At 45.4% G+C, this 16,365-nt stretch carries 18 protein-coding genes; 9 read left to right on the plus strand and 9 right to left on the minus strand.

Annotated features, from left to right (window positions below; all coding sequences use genetic code 11):
* Positions 1–3: 3 nt before the first annotated feature.
* Complete coding sequence (locus IID12_02110) at positions 4–342, plus strand: STAS domain-containing protein (GenBank protein ID MCH8287888.1); 339 nt, start codon at positions 4–6, stop codon at positions 340–342.
* A gap of 61 nt (positions 343–403) precedes the next feature.
* Complete coding sequence (locus IID12_02115) at positions 404–1,672, plus strand: adenylosuccinate synthase (GenBank protein MCH8287889.1); 1,269 nt, start codon at positions 404–406, stop codon at positions 1,670–1,672.
* A 68-nt stretch (positions 1,673–1,740) separates the two neighbouring features.
* Here the strand turns inward: IID12_02115 and IID12_02120 are convergent, their stop codons facing one another.
* Positions 1,741–3,099: a tetratricopeptide repeat protein gene (locus IID12_02120; GenBank protein ID MCH8287890.1), complete on the minus strand. Its 1,359-nt coding sequence runs from the start codon at positions 3,097–3,099 to the stop codon at positions 1,741–1,743.
* A gap of 330 nt (positions 3,100–3,429) precedes the next feature.
* Here IID12_02120 and IID12_02125 point away from each other — a divergent pair, with 330 nt between their 5' ends.
* From IID12_02125 to IID12_02150, 6 genes are read left to right on the plus strand one after another with little or no spacing between them, the layout of a single operon-like run.
* On the plus strand, positions 3,430–4,932 hold the full coding sequence (locus tag IID12_02125; GenBank protein MCH8287891.1) for an acetyl-CoA carboxylase biotin carboxylase subunit: 1,503 nt from the start codon (positions 3,430–3,432) through the stop codon (positions 4,930–4,932).
* Positions 4,929–5,432, plus strand: a complete 504-nt coding sequence (locus tag IID12_02130; GenBank protein MCH8287892.1) for an acetyl-CoA carboxylase biotin carboxyl carrier protein subunit — start codon at positions 4,929–4,931, stop codon at positions 5,430–5,432. The genes IID12_02125 and IID12_02130 overlap by 4 nt, the downstream gene beginning before the upstream one ends.
* Positions 5,433–5,434: 2 nt before the next feature.
* Entirely contained in the window at positions 5,435–6,991 is a 1,557-nt protein-coding gene (locus IID12_02135; protein ID MCH8287893.1) for a methylmalonyl-CoA mutase, read from the plus strand.
* Between the two features lie 18 nt (positions 6,992–7,009).
* Positions 7,010–7,747, plus strand: a complete 738-nt coding sequence (locus IID12_02140; protein ID MCH8287894.1) for a biotin--[acetyl-CoA-carboxylase] ligase — start codon at positions 7,010–7,012, stop codon at positions 7,745–7,747.
* Between the two features lie 5 nt (positions 7,748–7,752).
* Entirely contained in the window at positions 7,753–8,538 is a 786-nt protein-coding gene (locus IID12_02145) for a type III pantothenate kinase (GenBank protein MCH8287895.1), read from the plus strand.
* Complete coding sequence (locus IID12_02150) at positions 8,539–9,354, plus strand: carbon-nitrogen hydrolase family protein (GenBank protein ID MCH8287896.1); 816 nt, start codon at positions 8,539–8,541, stop codon at positions 9,352–9,354.
* A gap of 7 nt (positions 9,355–9,361) precedes the next feature.
* Here the strand turns inward: IID12_02150 and IID12_02155 are convergent, their stop codons facing one another.
* The 8 genes from IID12_02155 to IID12_02190 all read right to left on the minus strand — a co-directional run bounded on the left by IID12_02155 (position 9,362) and on the right by IID12_02190 (position 15,599).
* Complete coding sequence (locus IID12_02155; GenBank protein MCH8287897.1) at positions 9,362–9,817, minus strand: DUF2914 domain-containing protein; 456 nt, start codon at positions 9,815–9,817, stop codon at positions 9,362–9,364.
* 14 nt (positions 9,818–9,831) lie between these two features.
* Positions 9,832–10,536 carry an HAD family hydrolase gene (locus IID12_02160; protein ID MCH8287898.1) on the minus strand — a complete coding sequence of 235 codons (705 nt, stop codon included), beginning with the start codon at positions 10,534–10,536 and terminating at the stop codon, positions 9,832–9,834.
* A 41-nt stretch (positions 10,537–10,577) separates the two neighbouring features.
* Positions 10,578–11,000 (minus strand): zinc ribbon domain-containing protein, encoded by a 423-nt coding sequence (locus tag IID12_02165; GenBank protein MCH8287899.1) that lies wholly within the window; start codon positions 10,998–11,000, stop codon positions 10,578–10,580.
* A gap of 8 nt (positions 11,001–11,008) precedes the next feature.
* Complete coding sequence (locus tag IID12_02170) at positions 11,009–11,473, minus strand: cytochrome c-type biogenesis protein CcmH (protein MCH8287900.1); 465 nt, start codon at positions 11,471–11,473, stop codon at positions 11,009–11,011.
* Positions 11,474–11,527: 54 nt separating this feature from the next.
* Entirely contained in the window at positions 11,528–12,487 is a 960-nt protein-coding gene (locus IID12_02175; GenBank protein ID MCH8287901.1) for a zinc ribbon domain-containing protein, read from the minus strand.
* 13 nt (positions 12,488–12,500) lie between these two features.
* Positions 12,501–13,781: an efflux RND transporter periplasmic adaptor subunit gene (locus IID12_02180; protein ID MCH8287902.1), complete on the minus strand. Its 1,281-nt coding sequence runs from the start codon at positions 13,779–13,781 to the stop codon at positions 12,501–12,503.
* On the minus strand, positions 13,774–15,078 hold the full coding sequence (locus tag IID12_02185) for a TolC family protein (protein MCH8287903.1): 1,305 nt from the start codon (positions 15,076–15,078) through the stop codon (positions 13,774–13,776). The genes IID12_02180 and IID12_02185 overlap by 8 nt, the downstream gene beginning before the upstream one ends.
* A 101-nt stretch (positions 15,079–15,179) precedes the next feature.
* Positions 15,180–15,599: a hypothetical protein gene (locus tag IID12_02190; protein ID MCH8287904.1), complete on the minus strand. Its 420-nt coding sequence runs from the start codon at positions 15,597–15,599 to the stop codon at positions 15,180–15,182.
* Between the two features lie 182 nt (positions 15,600–15,781).
* On the opposite strand from IID12_02190, the gene IID12_02195 reads away from it, so the two are divergent.
* Positions 15,782–16,219, plus strand: coding sequence for a GNAT family N-acetyltransferase (locus IID12_02195; protein ID MCH8287905.1), 438 nt, complete (start codon positions 15,782–15,784; stop codon positions 16,217–16,219).
* The last annotated feature ends 146 nt before the right edge of the window (positions 16,220–16,365 follow it).

Genomic DNA, 16,365 nt, shown 5'->3' on the forward strand with positions numbered 1-16,365 from the left:
ATTATGGAATTAAAACAGATCGACAAAGAGGGAGTGACGGTACTTCAGGTAACCGGGAAGCTGATGGGGGGACCCGATGCCACGCAGCTGCATGAACTCATCCATAAACTCATTGACGAAGGTGTGAAAAACTTCGTTCTTGATTTAGAAGGAGTTAATTGGGTAAACAGTTCGGGATTAGGAATTCTGATCAGCGGTCTCACCACTGTCCGTAACAGTGGAGGGGATCTCTGCCTTGCCAATCTCGGCGAAAGGATAAATAACATTCTTAATATCACCAAGTTGTCATCAGTGTTCACATCATACGACAGCCTGGATAAAGCAGTCAGTAGTTTCAAATAATTGACCGACTAAACTTACAATACGAAGAGGCCGAAATTAACGCTTCGATTTTAATTCCTTCATGCCTGTAACCATTGTCGTCGGAGGACAGTGGGGCGATGAAGGTAAAGGAAAGATAGTTGATATTCTTTCCGAAAACTCGGACGTGATCGCCAGGTATCAGGGGGGCGCTAATGCCGGTCACACAATTATTTTCGGTGGAAAAGAATACATTCTCCATCTGATCCCCTCGGGGATTCTCAGAGAAAAAACCGTCTGTTATATCGGAAACGGCGTTGTCATAGATCCGAACGCGTTTATTTCTGAAGTCGACTTTTTGAAATCCGAAGGGATAACGGTCGACGGCAGGCTGTTTATAAGTCATAACGCACACCTCGTTACACCGCTGCATTTGCTGATTGATAAAGCTGCTGAAGACGGTTCAGGCGCAATAGGTACGACACTGAGAGGAATTGGACCTGCGTACACCGATAAGATATCCCGTGTGGGAATCAGAGCCGGTGATATATTAAAACCCGCTGCATTCAGGAAAAAACTGAGCCGTAATTACGATGCTTTTATAGCGCGTAATTCCGAAGCCGGTGCCGCTGTTCCAACCTTCGAGGCTATCTACGAGCCTTACTACGAAGCAGCCGGGAAGCTCGAAAATTACATATCGGACGTTACTGCATTGCTGAACTCTGACATCAAGAGCGGCAAAAACATACTGCTCGAAGGAGCTCAGGGTACATTTCTGGACGTAGATCACGGGACTTATCCCTTCGTTACCTCCTCGAACTCGTCGGCGGGGGGCGCATGTTCGGGTACCGGAATAGGTCCGACAAAAATCGACCGCGTGATTACCGTATTCAAGGCTTATACTACAAGGGTTGGATTGGGTCCGTTTCCGACTGAACTGACCGGAACAATCGGTGAGCTTATCCGTGAGATAGGATATGAGTTCGGCGCGACCACCGGTAGAGAAAGAAGATGCGGATGGTTTGACGTTCCCCTTGCAAAGCGTTCCGTTGCAGTCAACGGCGCAAGCGAGATAGCTCTTACCAAATTAGACGTGTTGAGTGATCTTGAAAAAATCGACCTGTGCACCGGTTATTCGATCAACGGAAATAGGCTCGACTATTTTCCGCTGGACATTGAAGAATTTGAGTCAGCGAAACCTATATATAAATCATTCGAAGGCTGGAACGTCAAGCTTGGCGGCATATCAGAATATTCCGGTCTGCCGGAGCAGGCAAAAAGTTACATCTCGGCGATAGAAGAATATCTTGAAATTCCGATCAGCATGGTCTCGATAAATCCTGACAGGGAAAGCCTTTTGATTAAGAAATAGGTATTGCCGATTTTAATCCGGCGGTATATTAAGGATAGATAAGATTAATACTCTCTTTTAAATCTGAGTTACTTATTCATTCCGAGCGTTTCAAGATGATGGTATAGATTACTCAGCGTGACGCCAAGTTCGTCGGCTACTTTATTTTTATTCCAGTTATTGATCGCAAGTCTTTCAGTCAGGAATTCCTTTTTAAACACTTTTATCGCCTCTTTCAATGAGAGGTTTTCATAGTCACTCGCTATGTTTTTAGGTCTGTCGATAACGTGATGCATCATCTCGATCAGGCGTCTTACCTCGGCTGCTATTTTGCCCGATAATACTACTTTATCACTCTGTTCATCTACCTTGGTCCGATCCTCTTCATCTACCTGCTTTTCCATCAATGTCGAATAGACCTTATAAACCATCTGCGCGAATTCCCATCCCCCTGTCTGTTCTTCTCCCTGTTCTGAAAGCAATTCCATTCTTAGTTGATAGTTTTTGTCGAGGAGAACCTTAGCCTCGTCATATTTACCGATTGAGATTAGATGTTTAGTATAAATATCCCTGCTGAGAGCCGTTTCCCTGTCATCCGCGAGAGAAACAGCATGAGATACGGATTCTTCAAATAACTTTTCAGCCTCATCATCCCCGCCGATTATTGCGTAGCATAAAGCTAAATTTCTCAGACTTCGTATTGTTAACAGCGGATCGGATTTGTCTTTTAAGCAATCTTCGAAATAGGTGATAGCCGGTGTGATCTTATTCGACAACATATTGAGCTCACCCAACTTGAATGACAATTCAGATAAAGAAAGCTCGCCCTTCGTCTTTTGAGCAAACCGGTAAGCTTCCCGGTAAGAAACAAGCGCTGAATCGACATCTCTCATCTCGAAGTAGGCATCGCCCACAGCCTGGTGTATCTCCGATATTTCCTTATTCGCTTTTTTGCTTTTATAAATAGTCGCTGCTTTATCAAACAGGCTTATGGCGCCCTCATAATCACCGCGATTATAGTTGATAGCGGCTTTAGCTCCTAACACACCTGCTTTTAACACTTTTGTATCAGCGCCTTTCATGGCGTCATCAATTGTTTCAGTCGCTTTTGAATATTGCTTTAACCCTGTATGATAATTCGCGAGTTCAATTCCAACCTTAGTTCTGATATTAGCCGATTTAGCTGATTTCCCCGCACGAATCAGGAATTCGCCGGCTAATTTCGGTCCTTCCACTCCCATCGCTATATTTGCCAGAGCCCTGAATATTTCGGCTTTCTGGTCGTCATCTATTGAACTGTCGAACGCTTTGTAAAATTCCTCTAATCCATCGTCTTTATTTATTAATTTACACTCGACGGCTGTTTTAAGCAGAAATTCAACTTCGTGATCGGTGAGCATTTCCATATACGAGATGAGGGTTTTCAGGTCTTCTTTTGTGGTGGTCAATCTTGCACCTATATGACAATTTTAACGTTCAATACTGACTCCCTTCCGGAACTATTACTAATTCAATCCATATTTTAATAATGCTTTGATTTCTTTGCAACGTTTATTTTCATTGTAACTGACGCAAATTTCCCTAACCGAATTCGGGTAAGTTCTCATCCTTCATCATTGCGCCCGAAAATTTACGGAGAATCCGATACTCCATCTATTGTGGTGCCAATGATCACTTTTAATCGGAAGATCATAACACTGTCGTAAATTCAAACAACTTGACTATTGAGCGGTAATGATGGTATAATTTTCATGATAAGTGGAACACAACACTGTTATATGAAAATAAATAAAATCCTTATAGCGAACAGAGGTGAAATTGCCCTTAGAATTATCAGGGCATGTAAGGAGCTCCGGATCAGAACCGTAGCGGTTTACTCCGATGCGGACAGATTTTCGCCTCACGTATTTCACGCCGACGAGGCTTACCGGTTAGGCGCGCCTCCAGCTTCCGAGAGCTATCTGAAAATCGAAAAAATAATTGAAATAGCCGACCGGTCCGGATCGGACGCTATCCATCCGGGATACGGTTTTCTTTCGGAAAATCCTGAATTCGCGAAAGAAGTAGAGGACAGAAATTTGATTTTTATCGGACCCTCCCCGGAAACTATTACGACATTAGGCGATAAAACCAGGGCAAAATCGCTGGCATCAAAATGCGGAGTCGATCCGATACCCGGGTCTCCTGAATCCCTTTCGTCTGTCGAATCGGCTGTCGTAGCGGCAAAGGAAATCGGTTTTCCCGTTCTGCTGAAAGCCGCTTCGGGGGGAGGAGGAAAAGGGATAAGGATAGTTCGGTCCGCTAAAGAGCTGCCCGAGATGTTTGAGACAGCAAGCTCCGAAGCGTACTCGTCTTTCAACGATCCTGCTTTATTCATCGAGAGGTACATCGAGTCTCCCCATCACGTTGAATTCCAGATCCTTGGAGATAAAGACGGCAACGTTGTCCATCTCGGAGATCGTGAGTGTTCTGTCCAGCGTCGATATCAAAAGGTTATTGAGGAGTCCCCCTCACCTTTTGTCCCGGATAAGATTAGAGAAGAGATCGGTTCTTATGCCGTCGAAATAGCAAAATCTGCCGGCTATTACAGCGCCGGAACGGTCGAATTCATTGTCGATAACAATCTGAATTTCTACTTCCTCGAAATGAACACGAGGCTTCAGGTGGAACACCCGGTTACCGAAATGAGGACAGGCGTGGATATCGTCAAGGAGCAGATAAACATCGCCGAAGGAAATAAACTTCCGTTTGGACAGCATGAAATAACTTATTCCGGGCACGCGATCGAGTGCCGGATCACGGCTGAAGATGCCCTGAACGACTTCCTTCCGGACTCGGGCACTATAGACAACTATATTGAACCGGGAGGTCCCGGAATACGCATAGACAGCGGCGTACAAAATGATTCGGAAATCTCTCCGTACTATGACCCCTTGATCTCAAAGTTGATAGCATGGGGTAACGACCGTGTCGAATCGATCGCCAGATGCAGGAGAGCCCTCTCAGAGTACATCATAACAGGCATATCAACCTCGATTCCATTTTGTGTCAGCGCCTTAATGAACGATAAATTCGTGAAAGGTGATTACGACACCAACATCGCAGGCGAAATTATAAAGGAGATGCCTTCGCGATTTGAGGAGAAGGATGTGGACGCAGCCGCAATCGGTGCAGCCGCTTATACCGTTATGAACTTTCAGAATGGGAATGTGAATGAATCCGCCGGTCAATCAATCTTCAAATCGTGGAAGATGCACGGAAGAAAGTCCGCTCTGAGATGAAATATTTCTGTACTATTAATGGAACGGAGCTGACATTATCAGTTGACGAAGCGGGCGGTAAAATTCGATTCGTGTCATCCGAGAGGACTGATAAAGTTGACATAGTAAGAATCGGCGGCGGCATATTTCATCTTTTACTAAATGAACAATCACATTTAATAACCGTCAACGACACAGCGGAAGGGCTCAGGGTATCTATTGATGGAAATAACTATCCGGTAAAGATCGAAGATGAAAAAAGCAGAATCAGGGGGAAATATCAACTTACAAATTCTCCTCCGAAACATTTGGGCAGGATCTATGCTCCAATGGGAGGCTTGGTAGTACGGATAAACGTGGCGGAGGGAGACACTATAGAAAAAGAGGCGCCGCTTCTCACTCTCGAGGCTATGAAAACGGAGAACACGATTAAATCACCGATTGACGGAAACATTACGAGCGTAAACGTGACCGAAGGCGAAAGCATCCCAGTCGGGTCATTGCTGATGGTAGTAGACTGATTATGTCACGCTCGGATCGGAAAAAAACGCCGCTTCACAGACCGAAAACCGTTAATTCCGATTACGAGAAAAAATTGGGAGATCCGGGATCCCCTCCCTTTACCCGCGGAATTTATGAAGAGATGTACGGTAAAAGGCTCTGGACTATGCGGCAGTATGCGGGGTACGCATCGGCTGAGGAGTCCAATCGGCGTTATAAATACCTTCTCGAACAGGGTATTACCGGTCTATCCGTAGCGTTCGACCTTCCCACTCAAATCGGCTACGACTCGGATAATGATCTGGCAAAAGGTGAAGTAGGCAGGGTCGGAGTTGCCGTTGACAGCATCCTTGATATGGAAAGCCTTTTTGACGGGATCGATCTCGGAAGCGTATCGACATCGATGACGATAAACGCCACCGCTCCGACAGTACTGGCTTTATATATCGCCGTTGCGGAATCTAAAGGTGTAGAAACAGCAAGCCTTTCAGGAACAATTCAAAATGATATTTTAAAAGAATATATCGCCCGCGGCACTTATATATATCCACCGCGTCAGAGCATGCGGTTAATTACGGACGTATTCGCGTATTGTGCCGGGCAGATGCCGAACTGGAACACTATTTCTATATCAGGTTATCATATAAGGGAAGCCGGAGCCACTGCAGTGCAGGAACTCGCCTTCACTTTCGCCAATGCAATCGCTTACTGTGATGCCGCTGTAGATGCCGGTCTCGAATTTGACTCATTTGCACCGCGTCTCTCTTTCTTTTTCAACTGTCATAACGATTTTTTCGAAGAGGCTGCAAAGTTCAGAGCAGCAAGGCGAATCTGGACGAATATAGCTAAGGAACGGTTCAAGTCAAAAAATCCTAAGAGCATGGCGCTGCGGTTTCATACACAGACAGCGGGTTCTTCACTAACCGCCCAGCAGCCGAATGTGAACGTAGTTCGAACAACCCTTCAAGCGCTTGCCGCAGTCCTCGGCGGAACGCAATCTCTGCATACGAATTCTTTCGATGAGGCTCTCTCCCTTCCGACGGAGGAAGCAGCACTTCTTGCACTCAGAACCCAGCAGGTGATAGCCCACGAAATAGGGATAGAAAACGCAGCTGATCCGCTTGGCGGTTCGTGGTATGTGGAAAATCTTACCGACGAGCTTGAAACGGAAACATTCGATTATATTAAGAAAATAGATGACCTCGGAGGCGCTCTGAATGCCATAGAAAGCGGATTCATCCAGAACGAAATAGCCCGCAGCGCTTACGAATATCAAAAGGCGGTCGAAGAGGGCGCCAGACTAATTGTCGGTGTGAATGTTTTTGAGTCAGAGCAGGAGATTGAACCGGAAACATTTGAGATAGACCCCGATGTTTTAGAAAAGCAGATGGAAAATTTGGGTCTCCTGAAAAAAGAAAGGGATTCCGCAGCCGTGGAGAGATCATTATCGGAACTGTCACGCGCTGCTGAAACCGCGGAAAATACGATGCCGAAAATTTTAAATTGCGTAAAGACGAAAGCTACACTCGGCGAAATATCCGATGCCTTAAGAAAAGTTTTCGGCGAATACAAGCCGTAACTGATCGCCCTGCCGCTTATGTTCGGAACGCCACGCATCCACTTCGACTCCATCGATTCGACAAACAAAGCGGGACTTCTCGCCGCGGCGGAGGGGGCAGCCGAGGGGACGGTTTTTTCCGCTGACGCCCAAACCGAAGGGAGAGGCAGAATGTCCCGTGAATGGTATTCGCCGGCGGGTCTCGGGCTTTATTTTTCCATCCTGCTTCGGCCCGACATTCCTGCGGTCAAGGCAAATCAGATAGTATTGCAGTCCGCCGTTGCCGTTTGCGAGGCTATTGAAGAGAGTGTAGATTGTAACGTCGGGATCAAATGGCCGAACGACATATACGTTGAGCGGAAAAAGATCGGAGGAATTCTCGTGGAGAGTGTCATAGCCGGCAGGATGATTGAATACGCAGTGGTCGGGGTTGGAATCAATCTCCTGAACGAACCGGAAAGTTTCCCTTCGGAGCTCGGGAAAACGGCAGCCTCCCTGAAGAGCATCACGGGAGCAGTAGTAAAAAAAGACGAATTGTTAGATCGAATATTGTCTATTTATGAGGCATATTATTCCGGTGAAATTGAATGCGGCATCGATAAGTGGATGAAAAGGTGCATTCATTTGGATGAGCCGGTAAAAATTGAACATAACGGAGAGAAGCTGAAAGGAATGTTCACCGACATCGGTGCAGACCTCTCTTTTCAGCTGAAAGATAGTTCAGGGCGTAAGCGTAAAATCGAATATGGAGAAATTTCTCTGAATTTGGAGGTTTGATTTTTATGATATTGACCGTTGATATCGGGAATACCCATACAACTATGGGGTTATTCAGCGACCATAAACTCGAATATGATTGGCGGACAACAAGCGGTCCGCCTAAAACCTCTGACGAATATGGCGTTCTTGTCAACCAGTTCTTAGCGAATGCCGGCTCAGATTCCGGTGACCTGAAAGGCGTTATAATTTCATCAGTCGTCCCTCCGCTCACTGACGTATTTTCCCACATGTCGGATAAGTATCTGAATCAAACTGCTTTGATAGTCTCAAATGAGCTGGAGGTCGGTGTGCCATTATCGATTGATAGTCCCGAACAGCTCGGCGCTGACAGAATTTGTAACGCGGTAGCGGGAATACGGAAGTATAAACTACCGCTTGTTGTTGTTGACTTCGGGACTGCGACGACCTTTGACGTCATTTCATCTCAAGGAGAATACGTCGGAGGTGTAATTGCTCCGGGGGTGGAAACGTCGGCAAACGATCTGTTTGCGAGAGCTGCTAAATTACCGAGAATTGATTTTCGTTTTCCTGAAAAGATTATCGGAAAGAACAGCGTCAATTCGATGCAGTCGGGGATAATGCGGGGAGCGGTAGCCGTCGTAGACTATATGGTAACGGCGATTGAGGAAGAGTTGGGAGAATCTGTCGAAACGGTTTCCACAGGAGGATTCGCACATTTGATTACCCCCTATTGCGAAAAAGTTGATAAGATAAATACACATCTCACGCTCGAGGGTCTGAATTATATCTGGCATATCGTTAACGAAAAGACTGATGGAGAGGACTGATTGAAAATCGCACTTGTACAGCATTTCGTTACGGAAAATATTGAAGATAATTTGAACAGGGGACTCGCCGCCCTCGAAGAAGCCGCCTCCAACGGCGCGGAGCTGGTTGCTTACGCGGAACTCGCCTTTGAACCGTTCTATCCTCAGCGGCATACGGATGGCAATAATTTGGAGCTTGCCGACACTATTCCCGGTAATTTTACGGAGAAATTCTCTCTCAGAGCGAAAGAACTCGGCGTCGTAGTCGTGCTGAACCTATTCGAACGTGACGGGGAGAAGACGTACGATTCTTCCCCTGTTATAGATAGTGACGGCTCAATCCTCGGGGTCACAAGGATGATGCACATCACCGATTACGAACATTTCCACGAAAAGGATTATTATTCTCCTGCCGCCGAACTGCCGAAGGTCTTCGATACAGCCGCCGGAAAGATCGGGGTAGCGATATGTTACGACAGACACTATCCCGAGGTCATGCGGTCGCTGCGGCTTAAGGGCGCCGAGCTGGTAGTGATTCCTCAAGCGGGAACGGTCGGTGAATGGCCGGACGGATTGTATGAAGCTGAGGTAAGAGTCGCCTCATTTCAGAACGGATACTATGCCGCGCTTGTAAACAGAGTCGGAACTGAACGGAATCTCAACTTCGCCGGAGAATCTTTCGTTTGTGCGCCGGACGGAAGCGTGATTGCTTCCGCGCCGGGTGGAGTTGAGGCAATGCTTTACGCCGATCTCGATTTCGAGCTGCTTGACAAGTCTCATGCCTCAAAATATTTTTTAAAGGACAGACGTCCCGGAAGTTACAGCGATATAAGCTGAGGTTATTTCAGTTAGATACAGTGTCCGGATTTGCTCCGGAATCATTCGTTTTCACGATGCGGAACCGTTTGGATTTGAGTATTTTCCCATCAGCCGAAACGACGTCCACCCGCCATTCTCCCGTCCAGTCTTTTTGAATAGACTTGGTTGACCATGTCCTCCACCTGTAACCTCGCACGTTCAACTTTACTTCGGCGCGCCGGTTTTCACCATGATACCAGACATGGCTGATGGTCGTGAAATCACCCATCCCCCTTATCTCAGTGAAACAGTAGAGCGTTCCGACGCTGTCGGCGAAGACGTCAGATTCACCAACCGGCTGACGGTTTTCCACCGATGTGCTGACTGTGATTCGTTCAATTTTTAAGATGCTTTGCGCTTTGATCTCACCCAGGAAAAGAAAAATGAAAGACGACGGCAAAAAGATATATTTAGTTAAAATAATTCCCAACATGGTCTTCATAATAATCTAACATCTTAATTCAGATTTGCAATAAGCTTGAGCTCTTCCGCCTCCGGAATCTTCTCGAATATCCACGAAGCCCCGGCGGACTTAAGTTTCTTCCTTTCTTCTTCACCGTTTTTGCGTGCAACTCCAATCGCCATGTAATTGTTGTGCACCGCACACCGCATGTCATGGATGGTATCTCCCACCACGAACACTTCGTTTTGATCGAATTTTTGCCGCCACATCTCCTCCGCTCTTGATACCGCGATTGGAGGAAGCGCGTTCCGGTCGGAGTTGTCGCTCGCATATGCACCAATCCGGAAATAACCGTAAAGACCGAACGGAATTAATTTTATCATCGCCGATTGTTCCATGTTCCCTGTCAATAAACCGATGTGAACGTTCTTCATCTTGTGAAGAGCCTTCAAAATCCCGGGAACTTCCTCAAATACTTTTTTATCGACAGAATCTTCGAATCTTTCCTTCAGTCGCTTGTAATAAATGGGGAAGAATTCATCTGCGACACTCCCGATCCTGTTCTCCGGTATTCCTGCTCTGGACAACATATCCTCGAGAATTTTCGGATCTGTGAGTCCTGCCACATGTCTAATTTCAAGCGACACTTCAATTCCGGTAAGTTCGTTGACGATTTCGGTAAAAAGTGCACGGGGGGCAGTGCCCGAAGAAATTAAAGTGCCGTCAATATCGAATAAAAATAGAGCTTTGGAATTGATGAAAGAATTACCTCTGGCTTCCGGCTAAACCGGATACCGATTCAGATTTTATGCCCGCAGACACCGCAAAAAGCAGCTCCGTTATAGAGAGGAGTGCCGCACTCGATGCAGAAACCGGATATCTCAATTTCGGGAACAACGAACTCAGGATTTATTAATTTCTTTTTTCTTTTGTTTTGCCCCCCATTTTTGGAATCTATCTCCTTAATGACGAGCATCGCCTGCTGTCTGTAGCTTTTTGTCAGGTCTTCAAAATCGCTCTTATCGATTTTGCCCATCTCGTAATCAAGTTCTATATCTTTTATCTCTCGGATAAGAGCGCGTTTTTTACTCAGGAGTTCGTCGACCGCCCGATTGTTTTCTCGCCTTCCCTGCGCTGCCTGTTCTTTACCGCTGATTATCGGTTGAATCAATGCCGCTAAAACCAGAACTATTAAAATCCCCATGACAAGAAAAGTCAACATTCCCCCTTTTAACTCTCTTTTAGTTCTTCATCCAGACGTTTTGCATAATCACCGCCGTCGGTTTCAAGATTTTTAGGAGTGATTTCGGAAGCGGCAGCTGTTTTTTGCGACCAACGCCTTAACGTTATCACTATCAGAACTCCGAACGCCAGTACCGCTAATATCGGCATGACCCAGGCCGTAAGATAGAAACCCTCCTTTCTGGGCGCTGCTAATACTTGCTCTCCGTATTTTTCTACAAAACTTTCGACTACCGCATCTGAATCCAAACCCTTTCCGATCAACTCCCCAATCTCCGTACGCATTCGTTCAGCCGTTCCGCAATAACAAGAATAGAGCGCTAAGTTAGGACAGGTGCCGCATTGACACGCAAGCTCATGGGCAATTTTGTTTACCGATTCCTTTGTCTGAGAAAACGCTGATGTTGAAAGAGCAATTCCGATGATCAATGCGAAGATTTTAATTCTAATCATATAGTTCCTTTCAACGGTGAATTTACCTGTCCGGCTCTCCTTAATCAACGCCTATTAATCTTCCTGAGCATTCCCGCAATTGCCGCAAAATTTTGCTTCAGGATTTACTCTCTCGCCGCAATTGGTGCAAAATCTCGGAACCTTTCCGGAAATGAAATCTATCTTCTCCGATTGTGGTCGAGTTCCTTCATTTGATGTTATTTTCTCTTTCTTCCGGACATTTTTCATCCTTTTTGCGCCGGCTCGTTGTACCTTTCCGCGCCCCCTTGTAGTTTTGCCTATGTACGCATAAATAAGAAGGCCGACGAGCACGATAAGAACTGTTATTGATATTATTCCGTACACACCTATTCCATCCTCTTTATGCTCACTTTTCTGCAGCGACGTCTCGTTATCAGGTTTAAAATAACTTACCGACACCGCTTTTGTCTCGCCCGCTGCCATACTCCCAGCTAAAACCTGATGATGGATTATGCCCTTATCATCAGTGTTGCTCCGGAAGCTTGCAGGCGACGTCGTGAAGCTCGAAGAACCCAACGGCTGCTGTACTTCATAAGAAAAATTCGCTATGGCGTAGTAGGATTTGTAGCTGTAGTTAAATGACTTCTGTTTGGCTTTAGGCGCAAACGGGTTGAAATAATATTCTAATTGAAACTCCCTTTCCCTTAATGTGAATTCGGCGTAACTGTCTCCGTCTGCGCTTTTCACCTCGAACGGGTCGTGAATATGCGCCCCTGTGGGCGTTACCGAAGCGACGTGAGGTTCTACACCCGGAAAGATGTTGAACTTGATCAATGCCGGAAGCTCAACCTCCGGGGAGACTCTGCCTCTGTAGATGACCAGTACCTCAGGTTTATCGTACTCCGGCATAAGAGATATTTTCATCGTCGAAATTTTAATTTCGTTCTCCTGAGCATTAGCCGGATGCTGATTCTGAAGTGACAATAACAGAACAACGGTCATTAAGAATAGTCTTTTCATATTAAACCTCAAAATCGAATTTTTAATTTTCAAATTTACAATCGCCTTATTCTTTCATCTTTGAGGAATTCATACTCGCCTTTCTTGCTCTGAGCCTTTTTCTGACAGCTTCTCTCAGGCTGCTCTCGGAGTCAAGCATAAATTGCCCCGAGGTTACGACCAACTCCGAACCGGTTAACCCTTCCAACACCTCATAATATCCTCCCTCTCCTTCCGCCCCAAGCGTTACTTCCCTTGGCTCGTACTTGCCTTCACCTATATCTATGAATACGATATCACGTTCCCCTGAGTGAATTACCGATTCCTTTGGAATCACAACGGCTTTCTTCCTATCCCTCGTTTTGATAACAATGTTGGCGTACATTCCCGGTCGTAACTTACCATCTTCGTTATCAAACTCTAATCTTACTCTTACAGTTCTCGTTTTGGAATCGAGATAAGGATAAACGTAGGCAATGCTTCCTTCGAATTTTTTGCCGGGTATATAGGTCAGACTCATTACCGCGTCCAATCCTTCTTCAAGCCAGGGCAGTTCGTACTCATAAATATCGGCATAGACCCAGACCTTCGACAGGTCGGCGATGGCATACAAATTCATACCCTCTCCGACGTTCATACCTTCAAGAGCCATCTTCTCCACTACGACGCCGTTAAAAGGTGAATAAAGTGTCATTACCTTACTGACCTTACCCGACCTTTCCAACTCTCGTATCTGTTCGGGCGTTATGTCCCAGTTAGATAGCCTCTCTCTCGTTGATTTCAAAAGCGGGTCCTCTTCCGCGCTCCTTCTGCTTCGATTTTTCAGCACGGTTAGATACTCCTCCTGTGTTGATACGAGTTCGGGACTGTAAATATCGAGCAGCGGCTGGTTTTTATAGACTTTCTGACCTGTATAATCGACGTATAGCTTCTCTATCCATCCCTTTACCTTCGTATGTATGTGCGTAAACCGGGTTTCATCATAATCCACAAGACCTATCGTCCTTATCTCTTTTCGAAGGTCGCGCACTTCAACCGGAATTGACATTATCCCGGTGTTTTGTACAACGACCGGATCGATTATTATTACCAAACCCGATCCCCCTTGATCAGCATCTTCGTAAACAGGCACAAGGTCCATCCCCATGGGCGATTTCCCCGGTTTATCGCTGATGAAGTTAGGATCCATCGGCGCTACCCAATATTTTATTTTACGCTCCTTCTTCTCACCCTGAGGAGATTCGGATGCTAAATCGGTCGAATCAGCGCCGTAAAATAGAGAAAACAGCGCGTATATGCCGATAACGACAATAATTCCTGATATCACATATTTTTTTCTATTATTCATTTTTACTGTCCCCCCGTGTTAGATTTACTCCGACTGCAGCTTCTATGCCTGCAATCGATTTTTCATGCTCGCTTATTATCCTATAATAATTTATACGGAAATTGAAAAGCGTAATCTGATTATTCAACAGAGTAATGAAATCAACTTTATTTACCTGATAACCGGAAAGAGCGGAATTCAAGCTCTGTTCCGCCTGCGGAAGTATCTGATTTTCATATAGTACGATGAGTTCTTTTGCCTTCGCAATGTCTGCAAACATTATCCTTATATCCCTTTTGACATTATTCAGAATATTGTTGTATGACTCTTGTGCCATACGAACCGCCGCTTTAGATTCCTCCACCCTGCTCGATTGTCTGTTTCCCGGTTTTATCGGTAAGCTGAAAGCCACTGACATTGATAAAAAGTCTGCTCCTTCGCCCATCATAGGGCCGGTGAGCTCGTTTCTTTGAGTATATGCCATAGCCACTCCCAGGTCGGGCAGTTTTAGTTTTTTTGAGAAGTCCATCATCCGTTCATTCCTGTCTATCCTGTGACGAGCCGCCTTCAATGCCGGTCTTAATTCCTTTGCCTTTTCCATCAATTCTTCTTCCGTTAGGTCAATCTTCGTCGGCAGCAGTTCATCCGATACCAAGATCGGCGTATCCGGAGCTCTGTTCATAAGAGCGTTCAACACGGCAGTGGCTTTTTCTCGTTTAAATCCGAGATTTATTAACTGCTCCTCGAATTTGGACTTCTCCACCTGAGCTTTTAAAACATCTTGCTGCAGCCCCGTTCCAACGGAGTACCTCCTCTCGGCGATCTCTACGAACCTCGTCGTCAGGTCAATATTTTCACTGATAATCCCGATTGACTTGTCTATTGTGTACAGATCAAAATAGCTGTTTTTGACCTGGTGAATCAGCATCCTTTCCAATTCGAGCCTGTCGGCGGATACGGCATGCCACTCCTGTTCGGCTGCTTTCTTCTTCGCGCCCAGCTTACCGGGGAACGGTATATGCTGGGTTAAAGCAATCTGTTTTCCCGTCATCGGTTCCAGGTCAAATTCGAACGACTCAGCCGGAACGTTTAAAAGTCCAAACTTAAGCACCGGATCCATCCATGACCCGGATTGAACCATTTTTTCCTTTGCCGACTTTTCTTTCCATTCCGCTGCTTTTAGGAAGGGATTCGACCTGACGGCTTTTGTGACCGCATCTTCAAGAGATAACACTTCTATATCTCCGTTTAATTCCTGAGAAAACGACTCAGTCGTCAACAATCCTGCAACTATGTATACTACTATAAAATATTTCACGATATTATATACTCCATCCACTTTAATCAATTCACGGCATACGTGAATAAAACGTTTATTCCGAACTATCGGAACCGGGAATAATTATTGAAAAAGGGGGTCTAAGTCAGAAAGACTGAATCGAGAATAAATAAAGGTACAGATTTTTGACTCCGGCTCTGATCATAAAATACAGAGAGTGAGCTAAAATATAACGGCGACAGATCGGTCAAAGAGCGGACAACAGGATCAGACTGGCCTAATTTTAATGAAACCGGTCTCGAAGAATGAAGCTTCAGAGCCTGTTGTTCTATCGTCAAGTTTGCAGAATAATCGCAATATTGACCTGATCGTATCGAGATGTCTTCATTGAACATATGGCAGCAGACTTTTTCAACGTTCATCGAGTGACCGCTTTCGCCGCACAGCTTTCCGCACTCATGCGACATTACCGCCTTTGCAACAGGCGTTAGTGTGAGGAGGAGCAGAACTAAAAATCCTGTCGTGATGCGGAATTTATTATATTTTTTTAACCAGCGCATATCGTACTCAATTTATCTTTTATGCCGCTTTTTGCAAGCTTTTTCATTCAAATCACTACTTTGTTATGTCTACAGAATAAAAAATTTGTAACTTTTTCTCAAAACCTGTATACTGATTTGAAAGTTATGGCATTATCAAAACAGGAACTCGAATACTCAGGGCTGATAAACGTGGAATGAAAATGAGCGCCGAAATCATAAAAGCGACAATTAATGATATTAAGGATATCAGGGAACTTCTCGAAGCCGAAAACCTTCCTCCCGACGACCTCGAGAGGTGGATTGATAATTTCTTTGTGCTCAGGATCGACGGTATTACCGTAGGCGCTGCCGGCATCGAAGTATGGGGTAACATAGGGCTATTCCGGTCGTTCGTGGTAGCACCTGAACAGAGGTCGAAAGGGTTCGGACAGCAGCTCTACGATTCGATTATATCTTTATCCGGAGAAATTGGTTTAACTGCAATCGTACTACTGTCGAAAGGGGCATCAGGATTCTTTGAAAAAGAGGGTTTCAGGTTCATACGAAGGAGTGAGGTTCCTTCGGAGGCGAAAAAATCAGTGCAGTTCAACCTCGACGAATGCAGAATCTATGATGTGATGATAAGAGAGTTGATTTGAATAAAAGGGTATATCGGTCAGGCTCTTATCATGTTATCAGTTATCACTTATCAATATAAAACATATAATCCGTAAGTGCGTTTAGCTCTTGCGGAGAAAGTTTGTCAAACTTCGGCATAATACTCAACGGCTCGAACTTTTGCGGA

The organism is Candidatus Neomarinimicrobiota bacterium (assembly GCA_022567655.1).
In the GTDB taxonomy this organism is placed as follows: domain Bacteria; phylum Fidelibacterota; class SORT01; order SORT01; family SORT01; genus JADFGO01.

Coding starts and splice junctions, on each gene's coding strand:
- IID12_02110 (MCH8287888.1), top strand. CDS start 4: ATGGAATTAAAACAGATCGACAAAGAGGGAGTGACGGTACTTCAGGTA.
- IID12_02130 (MCH8287892.1), top strand. CDS start 4,929: ATGAAATATTTCTGTACTATTAATGGAACGGAGCTGACATTATCAGTT.
- IID12_02195 (MCH8287905.1), top strand. CDS start 15,782: ATGAGCGCCGAAATCATAAAAGCGACAATTAATGATATTAAGGATATC.
- IID12_02180 (MCH8287902.1), bottom strand. CDS start 13,781: ATGAATAATAGAAAAAAATATGTGATATCAGGAATTATTGTCGTTATC.
- IID12_02115 (MCH8287889.1), top strand. CDS start 404: ATGCCTGTAACCATTGTCGTCGGAGGACAGTGGGGCGATGAAGGTAAA.
- IID12_02145 (MCH8287895.1), top strand. CDS start 7,753: ATGATATTGACCGTTGATATCGGGAATACCCATACAACTATGGGGTTA.
- IID12_02140 (MCH8287894.1), top strand. CDS start 7,010: ATGTTCGGAACGCCACGCATCCACTTCGACTCCATCGATTCGACAAAC.
- IID12_02170 (MCH8287900.1), bottom strand. CDS start 11,473: ATGATTAGAATTAAAATCTTCGCATTGATCATCGGAATTGCTCTTTCA.
- IID12_02190 (MCH8287904.1), bottom strand. CDS start 15,599: ATGCGCTGGTTAAAAAAATATAATAAATTCCGCATCACGACAGGATTT.
- IID12_02135 (MCH8287893.1), top strand. CDS start 5,435: ATGTCACGCTCGGATCGGAAAAAAACGCCGCTTCACAGACCGAAAACC.
- IID12_02125 (MCH8287891.1), top strand. CDS start 3,430: ATGAAAATAAATAAAATCCTTATAGCGAACAGAGGTGAAATTGCCCTT.
- IID12_02155 (MCH8287897.1), bottom strand. CDS start 9,817: ATGAAGACCATGTTGGGAATTATTTTAACTAAATATATCTTTTTGCCG.
- IID12_02165 (MCH8287899.1), bottom strand. CDS start 11,000: ATGTTGACTTTTCTTGTCATGGGGATTTTAATAGTTCTGGTTTTAGCG.